The organism is Acinetobacter sp. CIP 102136 (assembly GCF_000369685.1).
In the GTDB taxonomy this organism is placed as follows: domain Bacteria; phylum Pseudomonadota; class Gammaproteobacteria; order Pseudomonadales; family Moraxellaceae; genus Acinetobacter; species Acinetobacter fasciculus.
Genome location: NZ_KB850142.1, coordinates 1449284 through 1466903, shown reverse-complemented (window position 1 = coordinate 1466903; position 17620 = coordinate 1449284). Strand labels below are relative to the sequence as shown.

Sequence of the window (17620 nt, the reverse complement as noted above, 5' to 3'; positions counted from 1 at the left end):
ACCCCCATAAAGAGTTTTTTTGTCCTGGAATATGGAAAATTTTTAATCCTAGATTTGTAGTCGCATTTTGATTAGCTTGTGTTCCGATAATTCCGTAAGCATCCGGCTAACACAGCCTTACCAAGCGATCCTATAAACCTTAATTTAGTTCCCACCTAAAAACAAGTGGGGACTTAATCCATGAACATGGATATATATTCAGCAACACCTCCTGTTGCTAAAAAACGCCGAAAATACAGCAAAGAATTCAAACTCAGTATTGTCAATGCCTGCAAAAATCCTAATACCTCGATCGCTTCGGTCGCACTGCAACATAGTATTAATGCCAACCTTGTCAGTCGTTGGATCAGGATCTTCAGCCATCATGAGGGTGCCGTGCAGGATCCTACTCATGTGAATCCAGCATTTATTGCTTTGCCTTACACTGCTGCAATCAGCCAACCTATTGATGAGAGGATCACGTTGTGTATCACCGTGCCTCATACGAATAATGATATTCAGCTAAAATGGCAGACATCAGAAATACCTGCCTTGGCAGAATTACTCAAGGCACTTGCAACATGATCCGCATTGATGAAATCTGGTTGTCTACTCAGCCCATGGACATGCGTGCAGGTATGGATACGACCATGGCTCAGGTGGTGAGAGCCTTTGGCTACATCAAACCGCATTGTGCTTACCTGTTCTGTAATAAACGTGGCCATCGCATGAAAGTGCTGGTACATGATGGATTGGGCATCTGGCTGTGTGCCCGGCGGCTGGAACAGGGCAAATTTCACTGGGCTCAAGTTCACCAAGGTGAAACCGTGGCCCTCAGCCCGGAACAGTTACAGGCACTGATCCAAGGTTTGCCCTGGCAGCGCATTGGACGACAGCAGGTGGTGACGATGCTTTAAACCAGGCTCGACCATTCTGCTATTCTCCAAACGTTCTATTTCATTCTTCTCATGACCTCAGGCATACTGCGGTCATGAATACGCTGCCTGACTTAAGCCAACTGACCCATGAACAACTGCTGGAATTCACCAGGCAGTTGGCGCTGCAGCATCAGTCTCTAGCACAATCAAACCAACAATTGGATGCCAAAGTTCAACATCTTTCTATTCTCAATCAAAAATACGAGCATGAACTGGCGCTGTTTAAAAAGCACAAATTCGCCCAAAAGAATGAACACTTAACGGCAAAACAAATCCATCTGTGGGATGAAGCGGTTGAAGAAGATATTGCCGCGGTTGATCTAGAACTGGAACGGCTAAATGCAGATAAAACCAATGCAGCGACACAGAAAGCCAAAACCAATAAACCTAAACGTCGACCACTGCCAGATCATCTACACACCATCCGTATTGAGCATGAACCTGCATCAACCCAATGTGCTTGTGGCTGCCAACTCCGTCGTATCGGCGAAGATGTCAGTGAAAAACTGCATTTCAGACCGGCACAGTTCTATAAGGAACAGCATGTGCGTGGTAAATGGGTCTGTGATCAGTGTGACACTCTAACTCAGCAAGCGATGCCCGCCTATGTGATTGATAAAGGCATTGCTTCACCTGAATTGCTCAGCCATGTGCTGGTATCGAAGTATGCCGATCATTTGCCGCTGTACCGTCAGCGCCTGATCTATCAGCGGGCTGGCATTGATCTGTCCAGATCCACTTTATCTGACTGGATAGGTCGCTGCGGTGTAGAACTGGAACCTCTGGCCAATGCCTTAAAAGAGGTGGTGCTGCAACAGCGGGTGCTGCATGCAGATGAAACACCGGTCACCATCATGCGGATGGGTGAGAATAATAAAAAACCGAAGAAAGGTTATGTCTGGGCCTATGCCACCACACAGTATAATCCAGTTCAGGCGGTGATCTATGACTTTCAGGATAGTCGTTCAGGCCAGCATGCTGAAGAGTTCTTGAAAGGCTGGCAGGGCTATCTAGTCTGTGATGATTACAGTGGTTATAAAGCACGTTTTAAATCAGGCCAGGTGATTGAGGTGGGGTGCATGGCCCATGCACGTCGTAAATTCCATGAACTGCATGTAACTGGGAAAAGTCAGGTTGCTGAACAGGCCTTAGTGCTGATTCAGAAACTGTATGCGATAGAAGCAGAACTCAGGAAAAAGACCGATGGTACAGCGGAAGACCGCCGCGAATACCGACAACAGCATAGTCAACCAGTGATGCAACAACTATATGAATGGCTCAACCAACATCATCTGACAGTGCCATCGAGTTCTCCCACCGCCAAGGCTATCAATTACACTCTGAAGCGTTGGCCAGCCTTAAGCCGCTATCTGGATGATGGCAATCTACCGATATGCAACAATTGGGTAGAGAATCAGATGCGTCCCTGGGCGTTGGGACGCAAGAACTGGCTGTTTGCAGGTTCGCTGCGCAGTGGTCAGCGAGCGGCAAACATCATGACTTTAATCCAGTCAGCAAAGCTGAATGGCTTGGATCCGTATGCCTATTTAAGTGATGTGCTGAAAAGGTTACCGACACACAAAGTGACCCAAATTGAAGAATTGCTGCCGCACTGCTGGAAACCTAAATCGAATTAAAAAATAGGTATGGGATTCAGCGGACGCTTACATAATTCCTTTAAATTCTCGATGCCTAAGTAAAGTTACGATTTTTTCTTGTTCAATCCTTAAACGTTTTACTCTATCTTGTTTTGCTATACCAGAATTGTCGTAATATCGGTCTGTAGTATCTTTGGTCGTATGTCCTTGTATCAGTCTAATAACTGTTAAAGGAAGTTTTTTTCGTTTATTTTGCATCCACGTAATGCGAAGTCTTAAAGTAAGATCACCAATTGCTGAAATTTGCTTTCCATGTTCTTTAATCTCATGCTTGTTAATAAAATGTTTAATTGCGGTTTGAAAAGCTTTATTCTGAGATAATGAAGTATGTCTTCCTCCTTTAGAAACCCAGTCAGCCCAATATCTAAGGCATATAAATAGAGGGTTTAAATCCTCTTCTTTATGGTGCATAGGGATATAATCAAACGAATAATCCTGAAGAGGTGCTGTAATCTTTTTTGCTAATTGAATAATATTATAGATCGAATATCTATCATCTTTGTTGCTAGGAGCTATAAACTCCTTTGAACTACTGTAGGGAAGATTAGAATCTTGGCTTCTATGTTTTTCTGAAAATATAATAGACTGGTTTTCACTCAAAGTTCCACTTAATACATGCTCATAATTGTTAGGGTCAATTGATAAAATAGTCTCTTTATTCCAGCCAGTTTGAATTGCTAGCATTAAGTAGATTGCAGCTGCATCAATCATAGATGGAAAATACATTCCTAAAAAAGCATCCCAATTGTCTATTTCGGGGTGTTTAAATTTAGATTGAGCACGAGATATACGTAATATTAATAGTTGAATAATATCCTCACACTCTCCCTTATTTATGCAAGAGTCAGCCGCATATTTGACATTAATTTCATCTAAAGTCTTATGCATTGGATAGCCGTTAGCAATTAATGTTTTTAATCCTCTTGCAACATCGAAATTCCAGTGTCTTAATCCAAACCCTTGTTGTTTCCTTAGCTGTTGAATTTCTTTAGAGGTATCTATTAATTCTTTATCTCTTTCATAAATAGCTTTGAATTTATCAATCATTATAGAATTAGGCTGGTTCATTAATTCTAAAAGTTCAGGATCGATACATTTTTTTAATTTTATAGGTAGGCTTTGTACCGTAAGTTTACTAATAATTTCTTTATTGAGTATCATCTCATACCATGCGAATACACGCTCTTTAGTCATGGGTGGAGTTATGTCTAAATGAGCTTCTGATAAGGTATATGGCTCTACCTGATTAACTTTTTCAATAAAGTTTACTTTTTCGTAAAGTCGATTTATTTCTAATTTTAATGCATTAATTAAATCATTATAACAAGTTTCATCTAAAGGTTCTGTTGGCTTGCTCTTGGTTTTAAAAGCAGTGACATTAGGTAATAAAGGTATTGGTATTAACATTGTGTTTTGAGCAAAATCTACAATTGCTGATTTAAGCTTTGAGGGAAGCTCTAGGCTTAATTTATTTTTTTGACAATATCTTATATAGGCTCTAAAAATTTCCGAGTGTACTTTAGCAAGAGTGTCTATTTTTAGTCTGTCAGGCTGCCTCTCATTATATTTATTTATAAATTCAAAGAATGTTTCAATTGCTTGAATTAGGAGATAAGCGGATGAAGAAATTCTATCCTTAGAGTGAAAAAGGAACATTCTATGCAAATCAAAGCAAAGTTTATTATCAAGGTCAAAGCCTTGAAGGTTTAAATATCTAGCCTTTATAACATGACTAGAAGATGTTTCAACTGATCTAACCCCCCGAATATTTATATCATTCACGATTAATTTTTTCCCATTCCTTTTCAACGAGTAATTCCAAATCCATTAAGGAACCATTGTTATAAATAATAGTATCCCCGCGTTTGATTTCTATTCCTTTTTCAGAAGAGTGGTTTATAACTTTTGCAGCATTATCTCGCTGAACGTGCCATATTGTGCCGTTATGAGAACGAATAAAATCAGCTTCATTCTCAAATCGAATATCTTTGATTATTACAATATTGTTTTTGCCGTAGATGGGTATTTCTTTTGACGGAAGAACCAAAGGTCTTTTAGATCTTAAAAAGTGATAATTACTAAATTCTTTGAGGGCATGATCCTGAAGAAATTCGATCATTTCATTTGGTGTCATGTCCCAGTATTTGATTTTTTTATTCAATAATGAAGGGTTCCAGGACTCTTCTTGAGTAATTCCAAAAATAGCTTGCGCTGCTAACTTAAATGGAGCTTTAGGATCAGTGAAGTCAAGTTGTGATTTATCAGGTTCATTAGTTTTATATTGGTTGAAAGCCAAATTTGCTCTTAATAACCAATGATCCGAATTTAACTCTCTAAGCCAATCTGTTCCAACTGTTTGAAAAAACTTTCTAGGTGACCATCCCCAATGAGAGATTACTTCTTCTTTTATATTATCATGCCAAGTCTCTGCATCAGTTAACCCAAATAAAATTTGGCATCCAATTTTAAGCGGGTCAGCTAAAGCATATGTGGTTACACCTTCATGTTTTAATAACATAGAAGCTACTGTGTCTTTACCTGATCTAGCTACAGCTGCAAGTCCAATGATTTGGGTCATTTTTAATTTGATTCCTAATACCTAAGCTCAATTACTATAAAACATCTCTAAGCTAGATTCTTTTAGACTTTAAAGAAGTTCATCATTTCGGTAATACTTGTATAGTTTACATTATATAGTATTAGGATATAACTACTTTTGTTTACAAATTAATATAAAGGAATATAAGATGCCAGCTTTGCCTATCAATGTGCAGGTCGGGGTCTGAGCGAAACCAAGTTGCAGTTACTGAATGACCACTTTGTCGCACGCATGCCGGACATCACGTTCTGGTTAGAAGCACCTATTGAACTGGGGATGAACCGAGCACGTGAACGTGGTGCGCTGGATCGCTTTGAACAGGAAAAAGTCACTTTCTTTGAGAAAGTGAGAGCGGGATATGAAACTTTATGGCAACGTCATCCTGAACGGATCAAACGTCTGGATGCAACTCAAACGCCTGAGCAGGTATTTGAGCAGGCCTTAAGTTATTTAAAATAAGCCGATTATTAAAATACTTTTTATTTAATTTTTCTCTAGGTTTATCTGTGAAGAATCTTCTATATTAAGGCTGATATAGAAGATTTTTTAATCATATGAAAACGACCAAAACTGAGATAGAACAATTTTTACAACAAGAATTTCCACAAAGCCTGGAGAAGTGCCGGATTGAAGCCGTTTCTCCGCGTGGAGCCACTTTGCTTTATCAGGTGAGATCAGAGGAATTGCGTCCAGGCGGCACGGTTTCTGGCCCAACCATGATGACCTTGGCGGATTTTGCTCTTTATGTTGCCATTCTGGGTGAAATTGGATTGGTCGGTTTGGCCGTGACCACTAACTTGAATATCAATTTTTTACGTAAACCTTCAGGTGGAACCGATATACGGGGAGAATGTAAGCTGATCAAGGTCGGCAAGGCACTGATCGTGGGAGAGGTCTGGATTTATTCGATAGATAATGAAGAACCTGTGGCGCATGTGACAGGAACATATTCAATTCCACCACAACGTTAATTACCTGAAAGATAGAAGACTGGCTGTAAATAGCCTAAGTTAAATTTAAGCAGATAAAAATCTAAAAAGAAAAGGAGATATCACCCAAAGATGTTATCTCCATCCACTTTTAACAATTCACCAAAGGTGTTTCCACTTCAAAATTTGGTGGGACGAGGACTGTTTTGCGTAGTTCTGGTAGCAGCTCGGGATAATCCAAGGTGAAATGCAGACCGCGAGATTCTTTGCGGTGCATGGCGCAGCGCACGATCATCTCGGACACCAACACCAGATTACGCAGCTCGATCAGATTTTTGCTGACCTGGTAATCCTGATAATACTCGGTAATTTCTTTTTTCAGCATTTCAATGCGATGTAGTGCACGTTCCAAGCGTTTGGTGGTGCGGACAATGCCCACATAGTTCCACATGGTCTGACGTAGCTCATCCCAGTTTTGCAGAATCACCACATCTTCATCCGGGTTGGTCACCTGAGAATCATCCCAAGATGGGACTGTAGGAGCTGGCTGATCGGTCTTGAAATTTTTCTGAATGTGCTTGGCCGCACTCATACCATAGACAAAACATTCTAAAAGTGAGTTACTTGCCATTCGGTTAGCACCATGCAGACCAGTATAAGAGGTTTCCCCAATCGCATAGAGTCCGGCAATATCCGTCTGACTGTTTTCATCGACCACGACGCCACCGCAGGTGTAATGGGCTGCCGGAACCACTGGAATCATGTCCTTGGTAATATCGATCCCTAGTTCAAGTAAACGGGCATACAGGGTAGGGAAATGCTCTTTGACAAAGCTTTCATCTTTATGGGTAATGTCCAGCCAGACATGACGTATACCGAGACGCTTGATTTCATAGTCGATGGCACGTGCCACGATATCACGCGGTGCGAGTTCGGCACGTTCATCAAAACGCAGCATAAAGCGTTCACCATCAGGCAGACGCAGATAAGCGCCTTCACCACGCATTGCTTCAGTAATCAGGAAAGAACGTGCTTGTGGATGATACAGGCAGGTCGGATGGAACTGGTTAAATTCCATATTTGCGACCCGGCAGCCGGCACGATAAGCCATGGCAATACCATCACCCGTAGCAATATCTGGATTTGAGGTGTAAAGATAGGCTTTCATGGCACCGCCACAGGCTAGCGCGGTAAATGGTGCCAAGAAGGTATGCACTTTTTCAGTTTTTTCATCCAGTACATATAAACCCAGCGCGCGATTATCGCCGTCTAACCCCAGCTTTTGTGAACAGATCAGGTCAATCGCAATATAATTTTCAAAAATTTTAATATTCTTTTTTTCTTGAGCGCGTTGTACCAGAGTAGTGGAAATGGCACGACCCGTGGCATCGGCCGCATGAATAATTCGGCGCTGTGAATGACCACCTTCACGGGTGAGATGTAATTGTTCCTGTTCATCGAGGGTAAATTGAACGCCATGTTTCAGCAGGAAATCAACCGAGGGTTTGCCACCTTCTACCGTCTGTTTAACCGCATCCATTTCACACAGTTGCGCACCTGCAATCATAGTGTCATCAATATGTTGTTCAATCGAATCCATTTCATCCAGTACTGCGGCCACGCCACCTTGAGCATAAAAAGTGCTGGCATCTGTCAGGGTAGATTTCGCCAACACTGCAATATTAAAATGATCTGGGAGCGATAAGGCTAAACTTAAACCGGCACCGCCACTGCCCACAATAATGACGTCAAATTGATGGGTAAGGGATAAATTAGACATGTCCATCAGCTAATTTTAAAAAAGTTTGGTAATAACAGCGCTTTTTTATACAAAAGGCAAGCGTTGAAGTGCTCATTTATTGATGAAAAAAATTAATCAAAGCCTTAACTTAATGCTTTAATAATGAGATATTGCCCAGAATAAAGTATTGAAACATATTATTACTTAAACTTTACAGTGTTTGTGATAAAACCTATTTACATAAATTTATCAATAATTTGAGTGAATAATTTATATGAAAATTCTAGACTTAAAAAAAGGATTATTTGCAGCCACTCTCACCATGAGTGCTGCACAGTTGCAGGCTGTAACGCCGGTTGATTTTTCAAATCTGGTCGAGCAGGTCAGTCCTGCAGTGGTCAGTGTCAATGTCGTTAAAAAAATGAGCGAAGAAGAGCTCTTACAACAACAAGTGCCGGAAATTCTGCGCCGCTTTTTTGGTAATCAGGTGATTATTCCGCAACAGCGTATGCCACAGGAAAAGACGGGCTATGGCAGTGCATTCTTTATCAGCAAGGATGGTTATCTGCTGACCAATCATCATGTGGTTGAGGATGCTTCCAAAGTCACCATTACCCTGAATGACCGTCGTGAAATTGATGCCACTGTTGTAGGGAGTGATGCACGAACTGACGTAGCTTTGCTTAAAGTTAATGGCTCGAATTTCCCAGAATTACGGACGGGTGATGTAGGACGCTTACGTGTTGGTGAGCCTGTACTCGCAATTGGTTCGCCATTTGGTTTTGATTATTCCGCTTCTGCCGGAATCGTTAGTGCCAAAATGCGTAATATGATGGGTGAAACTGCAGTACCTTTCATCCAGACAGATGTAGCATTGAACCCGGGTAATTCAGGGGGTCCTCTATTTAACCAGCGTGGTGAAGTGGTCGGTGTCAACTCACGGATCTTTAGTGGAACCGGTGGGTATATGGGCTTGTCCTTTTCGATTCCGATTGATGTGGCAATGGAAGTTGCAGATCAGCTGAAAAAGAATGGTAAAGTGACCCGCTCTTATCTGGGCGTGAGTTTGCAGGATATCGACCGTAATCTTGCTGAATCCTATAACCTGCCTAAGCCTGAAGGTTCCTTGGTGACTCAGGTTGCGCCAAATTCACCGGCTGCACGTGCGGGTCTGCGTGCCAGTGATGTGATCTTAAAATACAATGGTACCCCAATCTCACGTACCAGCGAGTTGTTGAACTATTTGAACCGTACTGCACCTCAGCAGCAGGTACAACTTGAAATCTTGCGTGATGATAAACGTCGTAGTATTGCAGCGACTTTAAGTGCGGCACCAGATGATACCCCAGCAAAAGCAAGCACACAGGCTCAACCCAGCAAAGGGCCAGTGATCGGGGTTTCAATTCGTGACCTCAGTCCAGCAGAGTTAGCGAGTCTGGAAATCAAAGGTGGTGTGGTGATTCAGGATGTACGTCCGGGTGGTATTGCAGCACAGGCACGAATCATGCCGAATGATGTGATCACGCAAATTAATAACCAGACAGTACTGAATTCAAATCAGTTTGTGCAAGAGGTGTCTGAACTGAAAAAGGGTAGCATCGCGCGTGTCACCTTGATTCGTCAGGGGCAGCTTGCTGTGGTCGGAATGCGTATCTCATAAGATTGCTAGATTTTCTTGAAAAACCGCTTGTAGAAGCGGTTTTTTATTTTTTGCAATTTATCCGGGCGATAAATTCGGTAGACTCTATAGCCTTAAAATCATGGAAAGGATAACAGCAAAGTGAGTGGTATTTTTGATCTTTCTTTAAAGGTACAAGCCAAACATATTGATGGTTTGGGTCATGTGAACAATGTGGTCTATGTGCAATGGATGCAGGATGTCGCATCAGCTCATATTGAAAAACTGGGCTTGGGACTCAAGCAATATGTAGAGCTGAAACATGCCATGGTCGCAGTTGAACATCAGGTGCAATATCGCAAGGCAGCTTTTGAAGGAGACGAGATTATTCTGCGCACTTGGCTGAATGATATCAATGCCCTGTATTCCTTTAGACAATACGCATTTTATCGACCACAGGATCAGACCCTGTTGTTTAACGGCAGTACGCAATGGGCTTGTATCGAAATGGCCACGGGGCGTCCAAAACGTATGTCACCAACTTTTACTCAGGCTTATCAGCCACTTTCAGAGCATGTAAATCCTTTTGACTTTTCAACTTTACATCTGGATTAATGAGGCAACATTTTCCAGTTTGATCAGTACACTTTGATAATATTGAGGAAGAAGTGGAGCTGGGGAGCTATTTTCTAATCATGGTGATCCAGATTTCATCTGACTGAGGTGTACGCGACCTAGGGAATAAAGGAAAAAATATAATTCTTTTTCTAGATCACCATTCTGCTATAATCCTTCGCAATTTCTATTCGGCTTTTGTTATGTAATATTTTTAAATTACATAGCGTGTTTTTTCTCAAGGTAACCCATGGCGCAAGCTAAAAAATCTGTTGATATTAAAAACATTCGTAACTTCTCGATTATTGCGCACATTGACCACGGTAAATCGACCCTAGCGGATCGCTTTATTCAAACTTGTGGCGGCTTGCAAGATCGTGAAATGCAGGCTCAAGTCCTTGACTCAATGGAGCTTGAGCGCGAACGTGGGATTACCATTAAAGCCACTTCGGTAACCTTGTACTATACGCATCCCAACGGTCAAGAGTATCAGTTGAACTTTATTGATACACCGGGACACGTCGACTTCTCGTATGAAGTCTCACGCTCCCTTGCTGCCTGTGAAGGTGCCTTGCTGGTTGTAGATGCTGCGCAGGGCGTAGAAGCACAGTCTGTTGCTAACTGCTATACCGCAATTGAACAAGGTCTGGAAGTACTTCCGGTACTGAACAAGATCGACTTGCCGCAAGCTGAACCTGAACGTGTCATTCAGGAAATTGAAGACATTATCGGGATTGAAGCCACAGAAGCGCCGACCTGTTCTGCAAAAACAGGTTTGGGTATTGAAGGTGTGCTTGAAACACTGGTCAATGTAATTCCTGCACCTGAGGGTGATCGCGAAGCGCCGTTACAAGCGCTGATTGTGGATTCATGGTTTGATAACTACCTTGGTGTAGTTTCTTTGGTTCGGGTCAAGCAGGGGCGTGTGCGTAAAGGCGACAAAATGTTGATTAAATCAACCGGTCAAACGCATATCATTACTTCCGTGGGGATCTTTAACCCGAAACATACTGAAACCGGTATGCTGGAAGCGGGTGAAGTTGGCTTTGTGATTGCTGGTATTAAAGATATTTTCGGCGCACCGGTTGGTGATACGATTACTCTGGCAGCGACACCTGAAGTGGCAACATTACCGGGCTTTAAAAAGGTGAAACCGCAGGTTTATGCCGGTCTATTCCCGATTGATGCCAGCGATTTTGAACCTTTCCGTGAAGCATTGCATAAACTGCAAATCAATGACTCGGCCTTGTTCTTTGAACCTGAAAGTTCAGATGCGCTCGGTTTTGGTTTCCGCTGTGGTTTCTTGGGCATGCTGCACATGGAAATCGTACAGGAGCGTCTGGAACGCGAGTATGATCTTGACCTGATTTCTTCTGCGCCAACCGTAATTTATGAAGCGGTGATGAAGAATGGTCAGACGATTTATATCGACAGTCCATCCAAAATGCCGGATGGTTCAACGGTTGAAGATTTACGTGAACCGATTGCTGAGTGTCATATTCTGGTACCGCAAGAATACTTGGGTAACGTCATGACGTTATGTGTTGAGCGCCGTGGTGTGCAAAAAGACATGAAGTTTATGGCGAATCAGGTTTCCATTACTTTCGAAATTCCAATGGCCGAAGTGGTCATGGACTTCTTTGATAAATTGAAGTCTTGTTCACGTGGTTTTGCATCACTGGACTATAACTTTGTCCGTTTTGAAAGCTCATCTTTAGTCAAAGTAGATGTCTTGATCAATGGGGAAAAAGTCGATGCCTTGGCGATGATCTGTCACCGTAATGATGCACGTCATCGTGGTATTGCGCTGGTTGAAAAAATGAAAGACCTGATTCCACGTCAAATGTTTGATGTGGCGATTCAGGCTGCAATTGGTGCACAAATCATTGCCCGTTCGACTGTAAAAGCGATGCGTAAAAACGTATTGGCGAAGTGTTATGGTGGTGACGTGTCACGTAAGAAAAAACTTCTGTCTAAACAGAAAGAAGGTAAGAAACGCATGAAACAGGTGGGTAGTGTAGAAATCCCGCAAGAAGCGTTCTTAGCCGTATTAAAAGTCGAACGCTAAAATAATAAGGATATAAGCCCATGGATTTTGATTTTAATTTGATTCTTGTGCCTGCGACCCTGTTTTTTGTTGCAGTGTGGTTGCTAGACAAGTTTGTTTTGAAACAAAGACAAACCCGAGGCAAAGGCCATGAGAATTTCATTATCACCTGGGCTTATGACTTTTGGCCGGTACTGACGATTGTGCTGGTACTGCGTTCGTTTTTATATGAACCTTTTAATATTCCATCCGATTCGATGGTGCCGACGCTGGAAACCGGTGATTTTATTCTGGTGAATAAATTTGACTATGGCATCAAACTGCCTATGGTCAATACCAAAATTATTGATACCGGCAGTCCAGAACGTGGTGATGTAGCGGTATTTCGTTATCCACCGCAACCGACTATCAGTTATATCAAGCGTATTGTCGGCTTGCCAGGCGATCATATTGTTTATGATCATGGCCAGTTGAGCATTAATGGTGAAAAAGTAGCGAAAGTTCCAGTAGAATTTAGCCGCGAAAAAGACCGTTTAGATACACCGACAGCTATTTATCATAAAGAAACCCTGGGCGAGCATACTTTTACCATGCGTGAGCTGGAAGGGGTGAATGTTGCTCGTCAGGCACCTTATATTAACTATCTGGAAAATGGTAAATATTCAGGTGAAAATGGTTTATATTGGGAAGTAACAGTGCCAGAAGGTCACTACTTTGCGATGGGGGATAATCGCGATCAGAGTGCTGACAGTCGTTTCTGGGGGCTTGTTCCGGAAGAAAACTTAACAGGTCGTGCCTTCTATATCTGGATGCATAAAGAACCTGGCTTTAAATTGCCATCGTTTGGTCGAAACGGAACAATCGATTAATTGTTTCAATCAGGAAAATAAAAATGAGACATCAACAAGGTGCTTCTTATATTGGGGTTTTATTTGCAATCGTGGGCTTTGCATTTCTTGCAAAAGTGGCGATTGCGGTGTGGGGACCATACTTCGATGATCGTATGGTAGATGGTGAGATTGAGGCGCTGTTAAAAAGTGCTCCAGCCAATATAACGCCAGAAAAATTCCGTCAACAGATGAGTCAGCGTTTAGAAATGAATAATATTCGTGATCTAAAGTTTGACGAAATTGCCAAAGTCACCAATACCGATGGTTTACAGGTGCACAAGAGTTATGAAATTCGTAAAAATTTCATAATGAATATCGATTTAGTGATGAAGTTTGAGAAAGAGTTTGATCAAAGCACAGTCAAAGCTAAATGATGAACGTCTTGCCAAACGGATCGGCTATCAGTTCAAACAGGCTGATTTGCTGAAACTGGCATTGACTCATCGTTCAGTCAGTCATAAACACAACTACGAGCGCCTGGAATTTCTGGGCGATTCTCTTTTAGGGATGATCATTGCGAATTATCTTTTTAATGCCTATCCAAGCGAAAATGAAGGCCGGTTAACGCGTATGCGTGCGACCCTGGTTCGTCAGGAAGCATTAGGAAAAATCGCCAATGATTTAAAACTGAGTCAGAATTTAATTCTCAGTACCGGTGAATTGAAATCTGGTGGTCATCATCGTGAGTCTATACTGGCAGATACGGTAGAAGCGATTATTGGCGCAATCTATGTCGACTGCGGTGATCTCACCGTGCTAGAACCGATTGTGTTAAAATGGTACGAACCATATTTAGATCATATTGAGCCGACAGATCAGCTTAAAGATCCTAAATCTCGCTTACAAGAGTATTTACAAGCACGTAAGAAACCTCTCCCAGTTTACGAGGTTGTAGATATTCAAGGTGATGCACCCAATCAGCATTTTAAAGTGGAATGCCAGATTGCGGGATTGCCGACCATGCAAGGCGAAGGCGCGAGCCGGCGTTTTGCTGAACAAGCCGTTGCGGCGGATATTTTGAAACTTTTGGAGCATAAGTCTTAATGACTACTCATTCCGATCACATTGATGCTGATCACGAGTCGCAAAGCGACAGTCACGACCTTATTAGTCAATTTTTTAGTGCACAAGGCACCGAGATCCCATCGGATTATCGTAGTGGTTTTGTTGCCATTGTAGGTCGCCCGAATGTGGGTAAATCTACCTTAATGAACCATATTCTGGGTCAAAAACTTTCGATTACCTCACGTAAACCACAAACTACACGTCATAAAATCGTGGGGATTGATTCACGTGAAAAATCTCAGGCGGTATTTGTCGATACACCGGGGATGCATAAAAAAGAAGTCCGTGCCATCAATAAAATGATGAACCGTGCGGCACATTCGGCTTTACGCGATGTGAACCTGGTTTTATTCGTAGTGGATGCACAAAAGTGGACGCCAAATGATGACCTGGTTCTGGAAAAGCTGAAAAATGCTGAAATGCCAGTGATTCTGGTGATCAACAAGCTCGATACTTTTGAAAACAAGAACGAAGCTTTGCCGCTGATTCGTGAACGCGAAAAGCTGATGAACTTTGCGGAAATCGTACCGGTATCTGCGCTTCGTGGTGCCAATCTTGAACATTTACGTGACACGATTGCCAAGTATCTTCCGTTCCAGCCACCACTATACTCACTGGATCAACTGACCGATCGTTCAGAGCGTTTCCTGGCGTCTGAAATTATCCGTGAAAAGATCATGCGTCAGCTGGGTGAAGAGCTTCCATACGATTTGACCGTTCAGATCGAATCATTCAAAACTGAAGAGCCGGTCTTGAATGAAAAAACGGGTCGTATGAAAGCTGCCTGTACCTATATTGATGCCACGATTTTTGTCGATCGTCCGAGCCAAAAAGCCATTGTGATTGGCGAGAAAGGTGTCAAACTGAAGAAAATCGGTATGGATGCGCGTCTCGACATGGAAAAAATGTTCGAACAGAAAATCATGTTAACCCTTTGGGTGAAAGTCAAAGGTGGCTGGTCTGATGATGAACGTGCATTAAAAAGCTTAGGTTATAGTGATATCTAAGCGATAAGCTTGATAAGACCCTTCGAGGAATCTGTGATGATGAAAGTGTTGGCAGTGGTTGCATGTGTTTTATTTCTGCAAGGCTGTATTCATAAAGTGGTCACGGTTCCTGTCAAGGTGGCTTATAAAACCACAAAAGTCGCAGTGAAAGGTACAGCGGCTGTTGTGGGCGCAGTGATCCCGGATGGGGATGACGAAGAAGATGATAAAAAATCAAAAAAAGATAAGGATTAAAGTACCCGCTTATGCGTAACGAAGTACTGCATGGCTATCTGATTCATCATCGTAAGTACCGTGAACGCAGTCATATTGTGCATTTATTTACCCAAGAATATGGCAGGGTAGACGGCATTCTCAGGCAAATGCCACCACCGCAATATCAGCCCATTCGTTTGCAAGCTTCAGGTAAATCCGAACTCAAAAATTTTACTAAACTGGAAATTGTCAATCAGCCGATTTTCTTTTTTGGCGATGCCTTTTTTTCGGGTTTTTATCTGAATGAAATCCTGTTGCGGTTATGTCCTTTAGAAGTCGAAATGCCGCAAACTTTTGCCAAATATGCTGAGACCTTAACTGCATTACAGCAATTATCCGTACAATCTAATCCAAATTTATATTTAAAACAGATCTTGCGCCAGTTTGAGCATGTTTTGCTGGAAGAACTCGGTTATGGTCTGGATTTTTCGGTAGATGCCAATCAGGCGCAGATTGATCCACAACAGCACTATTATTTTCAGCTCAATGCTGGCTTTATGCCATCGGCCAAAGCCTTACGCTCCACCCTATCCGGTCAACAGATTTTAAGCATGTTGACGCATGAAAATGGTGGGGATTTTAATCCGGAACAGTTACAATTACTGACGAAACTGTATCGACAGGTGATCACGGCCTTGCTTGGTGATCGACCATTAAAAAGTCGACAACTCTGGATTCAAAACTCTCAATCTCAATCGTAGTTAGGAAAAGATTATGGCTGCATTACTTGGTGTCAATATTGACCATGTCGCAACATTAAGACAAGCACGTGGTACGACGTACCCAGACCCAGTCAATGCTGCATTGATCTGCGAACAGGCAGGGGCAGAAGGCATTACCTTGCACTTGCGTGAAGACCGTCGTCACATTCAGGATGACGATGTGCGTCGTATGCGTCCTGCGTTAAAAACCCGTATGAACCTTGAGTTGGCGGTAACAGATGAAATGATCGCCTTTGCCAAGGAAATCAAGCCACAGCATGTTTGTTTTGTTCCTGAAAAACGTCAGGAAGTGACCACTGAAGGTGGTCTGGATGTCGTGGGTAATTTTGATGCTGTAAAAGCCGCGACTCAAGAGCTGGCAGCCATTGGTTGTGATGTATCTTTATTTATTGATGCTGATTTTGCACAAATTGATGCAGCAGTTGCTTGTGGTGCACCGACGATTGAGATTCACACAGGCGCCTATGCCGATGCAGAAACTCCAGAAGCGCAACAGGCGGAACTTGAACGTATTATCAAAGGTGCTGAATATGCTGTATCTAAAGGTCTGGTGGTGAATGCAGGTCATGGTTTAAATCTGGATAATGTAACGCCAATCGCCGCGATTCCGCAGATTCATGAGCTCAATATTGGTCATTCTTTAATTGCGGATGCGGTATTTGTCGGTCTGGCACAAGCGGTTCAGCAAATGAAAGCCGTGATTAAGTCAGCGCGTTAAGATTAGAGTAATTATGTCGAATATTAATTATGATGAACTGATGCAGCCAGTGATTGCTTTCCTCGGTTGTGAAACACCGCAAGCATGGCTAGATATGGCGGTCGAAAATCTTGAAATCTTAATGCAAGATCATGCCAACTGTGAAAAAAAAGCAGCTAGCACTGCCATGAACCTGATGTTCCGCTATAGTTATTTTGTTGATCTACAGGTGAAGCTTGCGCAGCTGGTACGTGAAGAAATGCTGCATTATGAGCAAGTACTTGAATTGATGAACAAGCGCGGTCAGGCTTGGCAGAACTTGAGTGCAGGGCGTTATGCTGGTGGTTTACGCAAAGAAATCCGGACTTTTGAACCTGAAGCCTTGATTGATGTCTTGGTGATTGGTGCCTTTGTGGAAGCACGTTCCTGTGAGCGTTTCTACGCACTTGCTTCGCGTGTTGATGATGAGTTAGCACGTTACTACCGTTATCTGCTCAAGTCCGAATCTCGCCATTTTGAAGACTATCTGGCTTTGGCGATGGATGTGGCAACCACGGCGAAACTGAAAAATCCGAAAGAGGATATTCAGGAGCGAATCTTGCATATTCGTGAAGTTGAAAAACAGCTAATTCTCGCGCCTGATGAAACTTTCCGTTTTCATAGCGGTGTGCCGGCTCAAGCGGCTTAATCTCGGTGACAGCTTAAAAATCCTCCATCTATGGGGGATTTTTTATATCTCGAAATTTTAAAAGAGGGGTATTTATATATCGAGTTTTATGAGGGATTGAAAATAATTATTTATTTTAAATATTTGAAAATAACAAGCCGTCAAATTTTAAGTAATAAAAAAGCCCACTTCA

General features: G+C 42.4%; 18 protein-coding genes and 1 pseudogene. 16 read left to right on the top strand and 3 right to left on the bottom strand.

Translation table 11 applies throughout. From position 1 onward, the window contains the following. The first annotated feature begins 180 nt into the window (after positions 1-180). The 3 genes from F893_RS12455 to F893_RS12445 all read left to right on the top strand — a co-directional run bounded on the left by F893_RS12455 (position 181) and on the right by F893_RS12445 (position 2554). Entirely contained in the window at positions 181-564 is a 384-nt protein-coding gene (locus tag F893_RS12455; RefSeq protein ID WP_001055585.1) for a transposase, read from the top strand. Further along, positions 561-896: an IS66 family insertion sequence element accessory protein TnpB gene (tnpB, locus tag F893_RS12450; RefSeq protein ID WP_000618091.1), complete on the top strand. Its 336-nt coding sequence runs from the start codon at positions 561-563 to the stop codon at positions 894-896. Before F893_RS12455 ends, tnpB begins: the two co-directional genes overlap by 4 nt. 74 nt (positions 897-970) lie before the next feature. Beyond that, positions 971-2554 (top strand): IS66-like element ISAba25 family transposase, encoded by a 1584-nt coding sequence (locus F893_RS12445; RefSeq protein ID WP_005080957.1) that lies wholly within the window; start codon positions 971-973, stop codon positions 2552-2554. Positions 2555-2581: 27 nt separating this feature from the next. Here the strand turns inward: F893_RS12445 and F893_RS12440 are convergent, their stop codons facing one another. Continuing rightward, positions 2582-4357 (bottom strand): hypothetical protein, encoded by a 1776-nt coding sequence (locus F893_RS12440; RefSeq protein WP_155757264.1) that lies wholly within the window; start codon positions 4355-4357, stop codon positions 2582-2584. Beyond that, entirely contained in the window at positions 4350-5153 is an 804-nt protein-coding gene (locus tag F893_RS12435; RefSeq protein ID WP_005252311.1) for a deoxynucleotide monophosphate kinase family protein, read from the bottom strand. Before F893_RS12435 ends, F893_RS12440 begins: the two co-directional genes overlap by 8 nt. A gap of 168 nt (positions 5154-5321) precedes the next feature. Between F893_RS12435 and F893_RS12430 the strand changes: the two are divergent. Together F893_RS12430 and F893_RS12425 are read left to right on the top strand one after the other, a co-directional pair. Next, positions 5322-5633, top strand: a pseudogene (locus F893_RS12430) (dTMP kinase); the annotation flags it as partial. Positions 5634-5728: 95 nt separating this feature from the next. Continuing rightward, on the top strand, positions 5729-6145 hold the full coding sequence (locus F893_RS12425) for a PaaI family thioesterase (protein ID WP_004279069.1): 417 nt from the start codon (positions 5729-5731) through the stop codon (positions 6143-6145). Positions 6146-6254: 109 nt separating this feature from the next. Here F893_RS12425 and nadB read toward each other — a convergent pair whose 3' ends face one another. After that, positions 6255-7889, bottom strand: coding sequence for an L-aspartate oxidase (nadB, locus tag F893_RS12420; RefSeq protein ID WP_167513710.1), 1635 nt, complete (start codon positions 7887-7889; stop codon positions 6255-6257). Positions 7890-8118: 229 nt separating this feature from the next. Between nadB and F893_RS12415 the strand changes: the two genes are divergently transcribed. From F893_RS12415 to F893_RS12365, 11 genes are all read left to right on the top strand, one after another. Beyond that, positions 8119-9504, top strand: coding sequence for a Do family serine endopeptidase (locus F893_RS12415; protein WP_004279067.1), 1386 nt, complete (start codon positions 8119-8121; stop codon positions 9502-9504). Positions 9505-9624: 120 nt separating this feature from the next. Further along, positions 9625-10077: an acyl-CoA thioesterase gene (locus F893_RS12410; RefSeq protein WP_004645622.1), complete on the top strand. Its 453-nt coding sequence runs from the start codon at positions 9625-9627 to the stop codon at positions 10075-10077. Between the two features lie 250 nt (positions 10078-10327). After that, complete coding sequence (gene lepA, locus F893_RS12405) at positions 10328-12145, top strand: translation elongation factor 4 (RefSeq protein WP_004731667.1); 1818 nt, start codon at positions 10328-10330, stop codon at positions 12143-12145. A gap of 20 nt (positions 12146-12165) precedes the next feature. Further along, positions 12166-12993, top strand: coding sequence for a signal peptidase I (gene lepB, locus F893_RS12400; RefSeq protein WP_004731666.1), 828 nt, complete (start codon positions 12166-12168; stop codon positions 12991-12993). A 23-nt stretch (positions 12994-13016) separates the two neighbouring features. Then, positions 13017-13388 (top strand): DUF4845 domain-containing protein, encoded by a 372-nt coding sequence (locus tag F893_RS12395; RefSeq protein WP_004731664.1) that lies wholly within the window; start codon positions 13017-13019, stop codon positions 13386-13388. After that, positions 13360-14058: a ribonuclease III gene (gene rnc / locus F893_RS12390; protein ID WP_004279062.1), complete on the top strand. Its 699-nt coding sequence runs from the start codon at positions 13360-13362 to the stop codon at positions 14056-14058. Before F893_RS12395 ends, rnc begins: the two co-directional genes overlap by 29 nt. Continuing rightward, a complete protein-coding gene (gene era / locus F893_RS12385; RefSeq protein WP_004279061.1) occupies positions 14058-15086 on the top strand; it encodes a GTPase Era in 1029 nt (342 codons plus the stop codon). The genes rnc and era overlap by 1 nt, the downstream gene beginning before the upstream one ends. Positions 15087-15122: 36 nt before the next feature. After that, the gene (locus tag F893_RS12380; protein ID WP_004645619.1) at positions 15123-15320 is read left to right on the top strand and encodes an NF038104 family lipoprotein; all 198 of its coding nucleotides are present in this window, start codon (positions 15123-15125) and stop codon (positions 15318-15320) included. A gap of 11 nt (positions 15321-15331) precedes the next feature. Continuing rightward, on the top strand, positions 15332-16042 hold the full coding sequence (gene recO, locus F893_RS12375; protein ID WP_004731661.1) for a DNA repair protein RecO: 711 nt from the start codon (positions 15332-15334) through the stop codon (positions 16040-16042). Between the two features lie 13 nt (positions 16043-16055). After that, on the top strand, positions 16056-16781 hold the full coding sequence (gene pdxJ / locus F893_RS12370) for a pyridoxine 5'-phosphate synthase (RefSeq protein WP_004731660.1): 726 nt from the start codon (positions 16056-16058) through the stop codon (positions 16779-16781). 13 nt (positions 16782-16794) lie between these two features. Next, positions 16795-17448, top strand: a complete 654-nt coding sequence (locus F893_RS12365; protein WP_004279057.1) for a MiaE family protein — start codon at positions 16795-16797, stop codon at positions 17446-17448. The last annotated feature ends 172 nt before the right edge of the window (positions 17449-17620 follow it).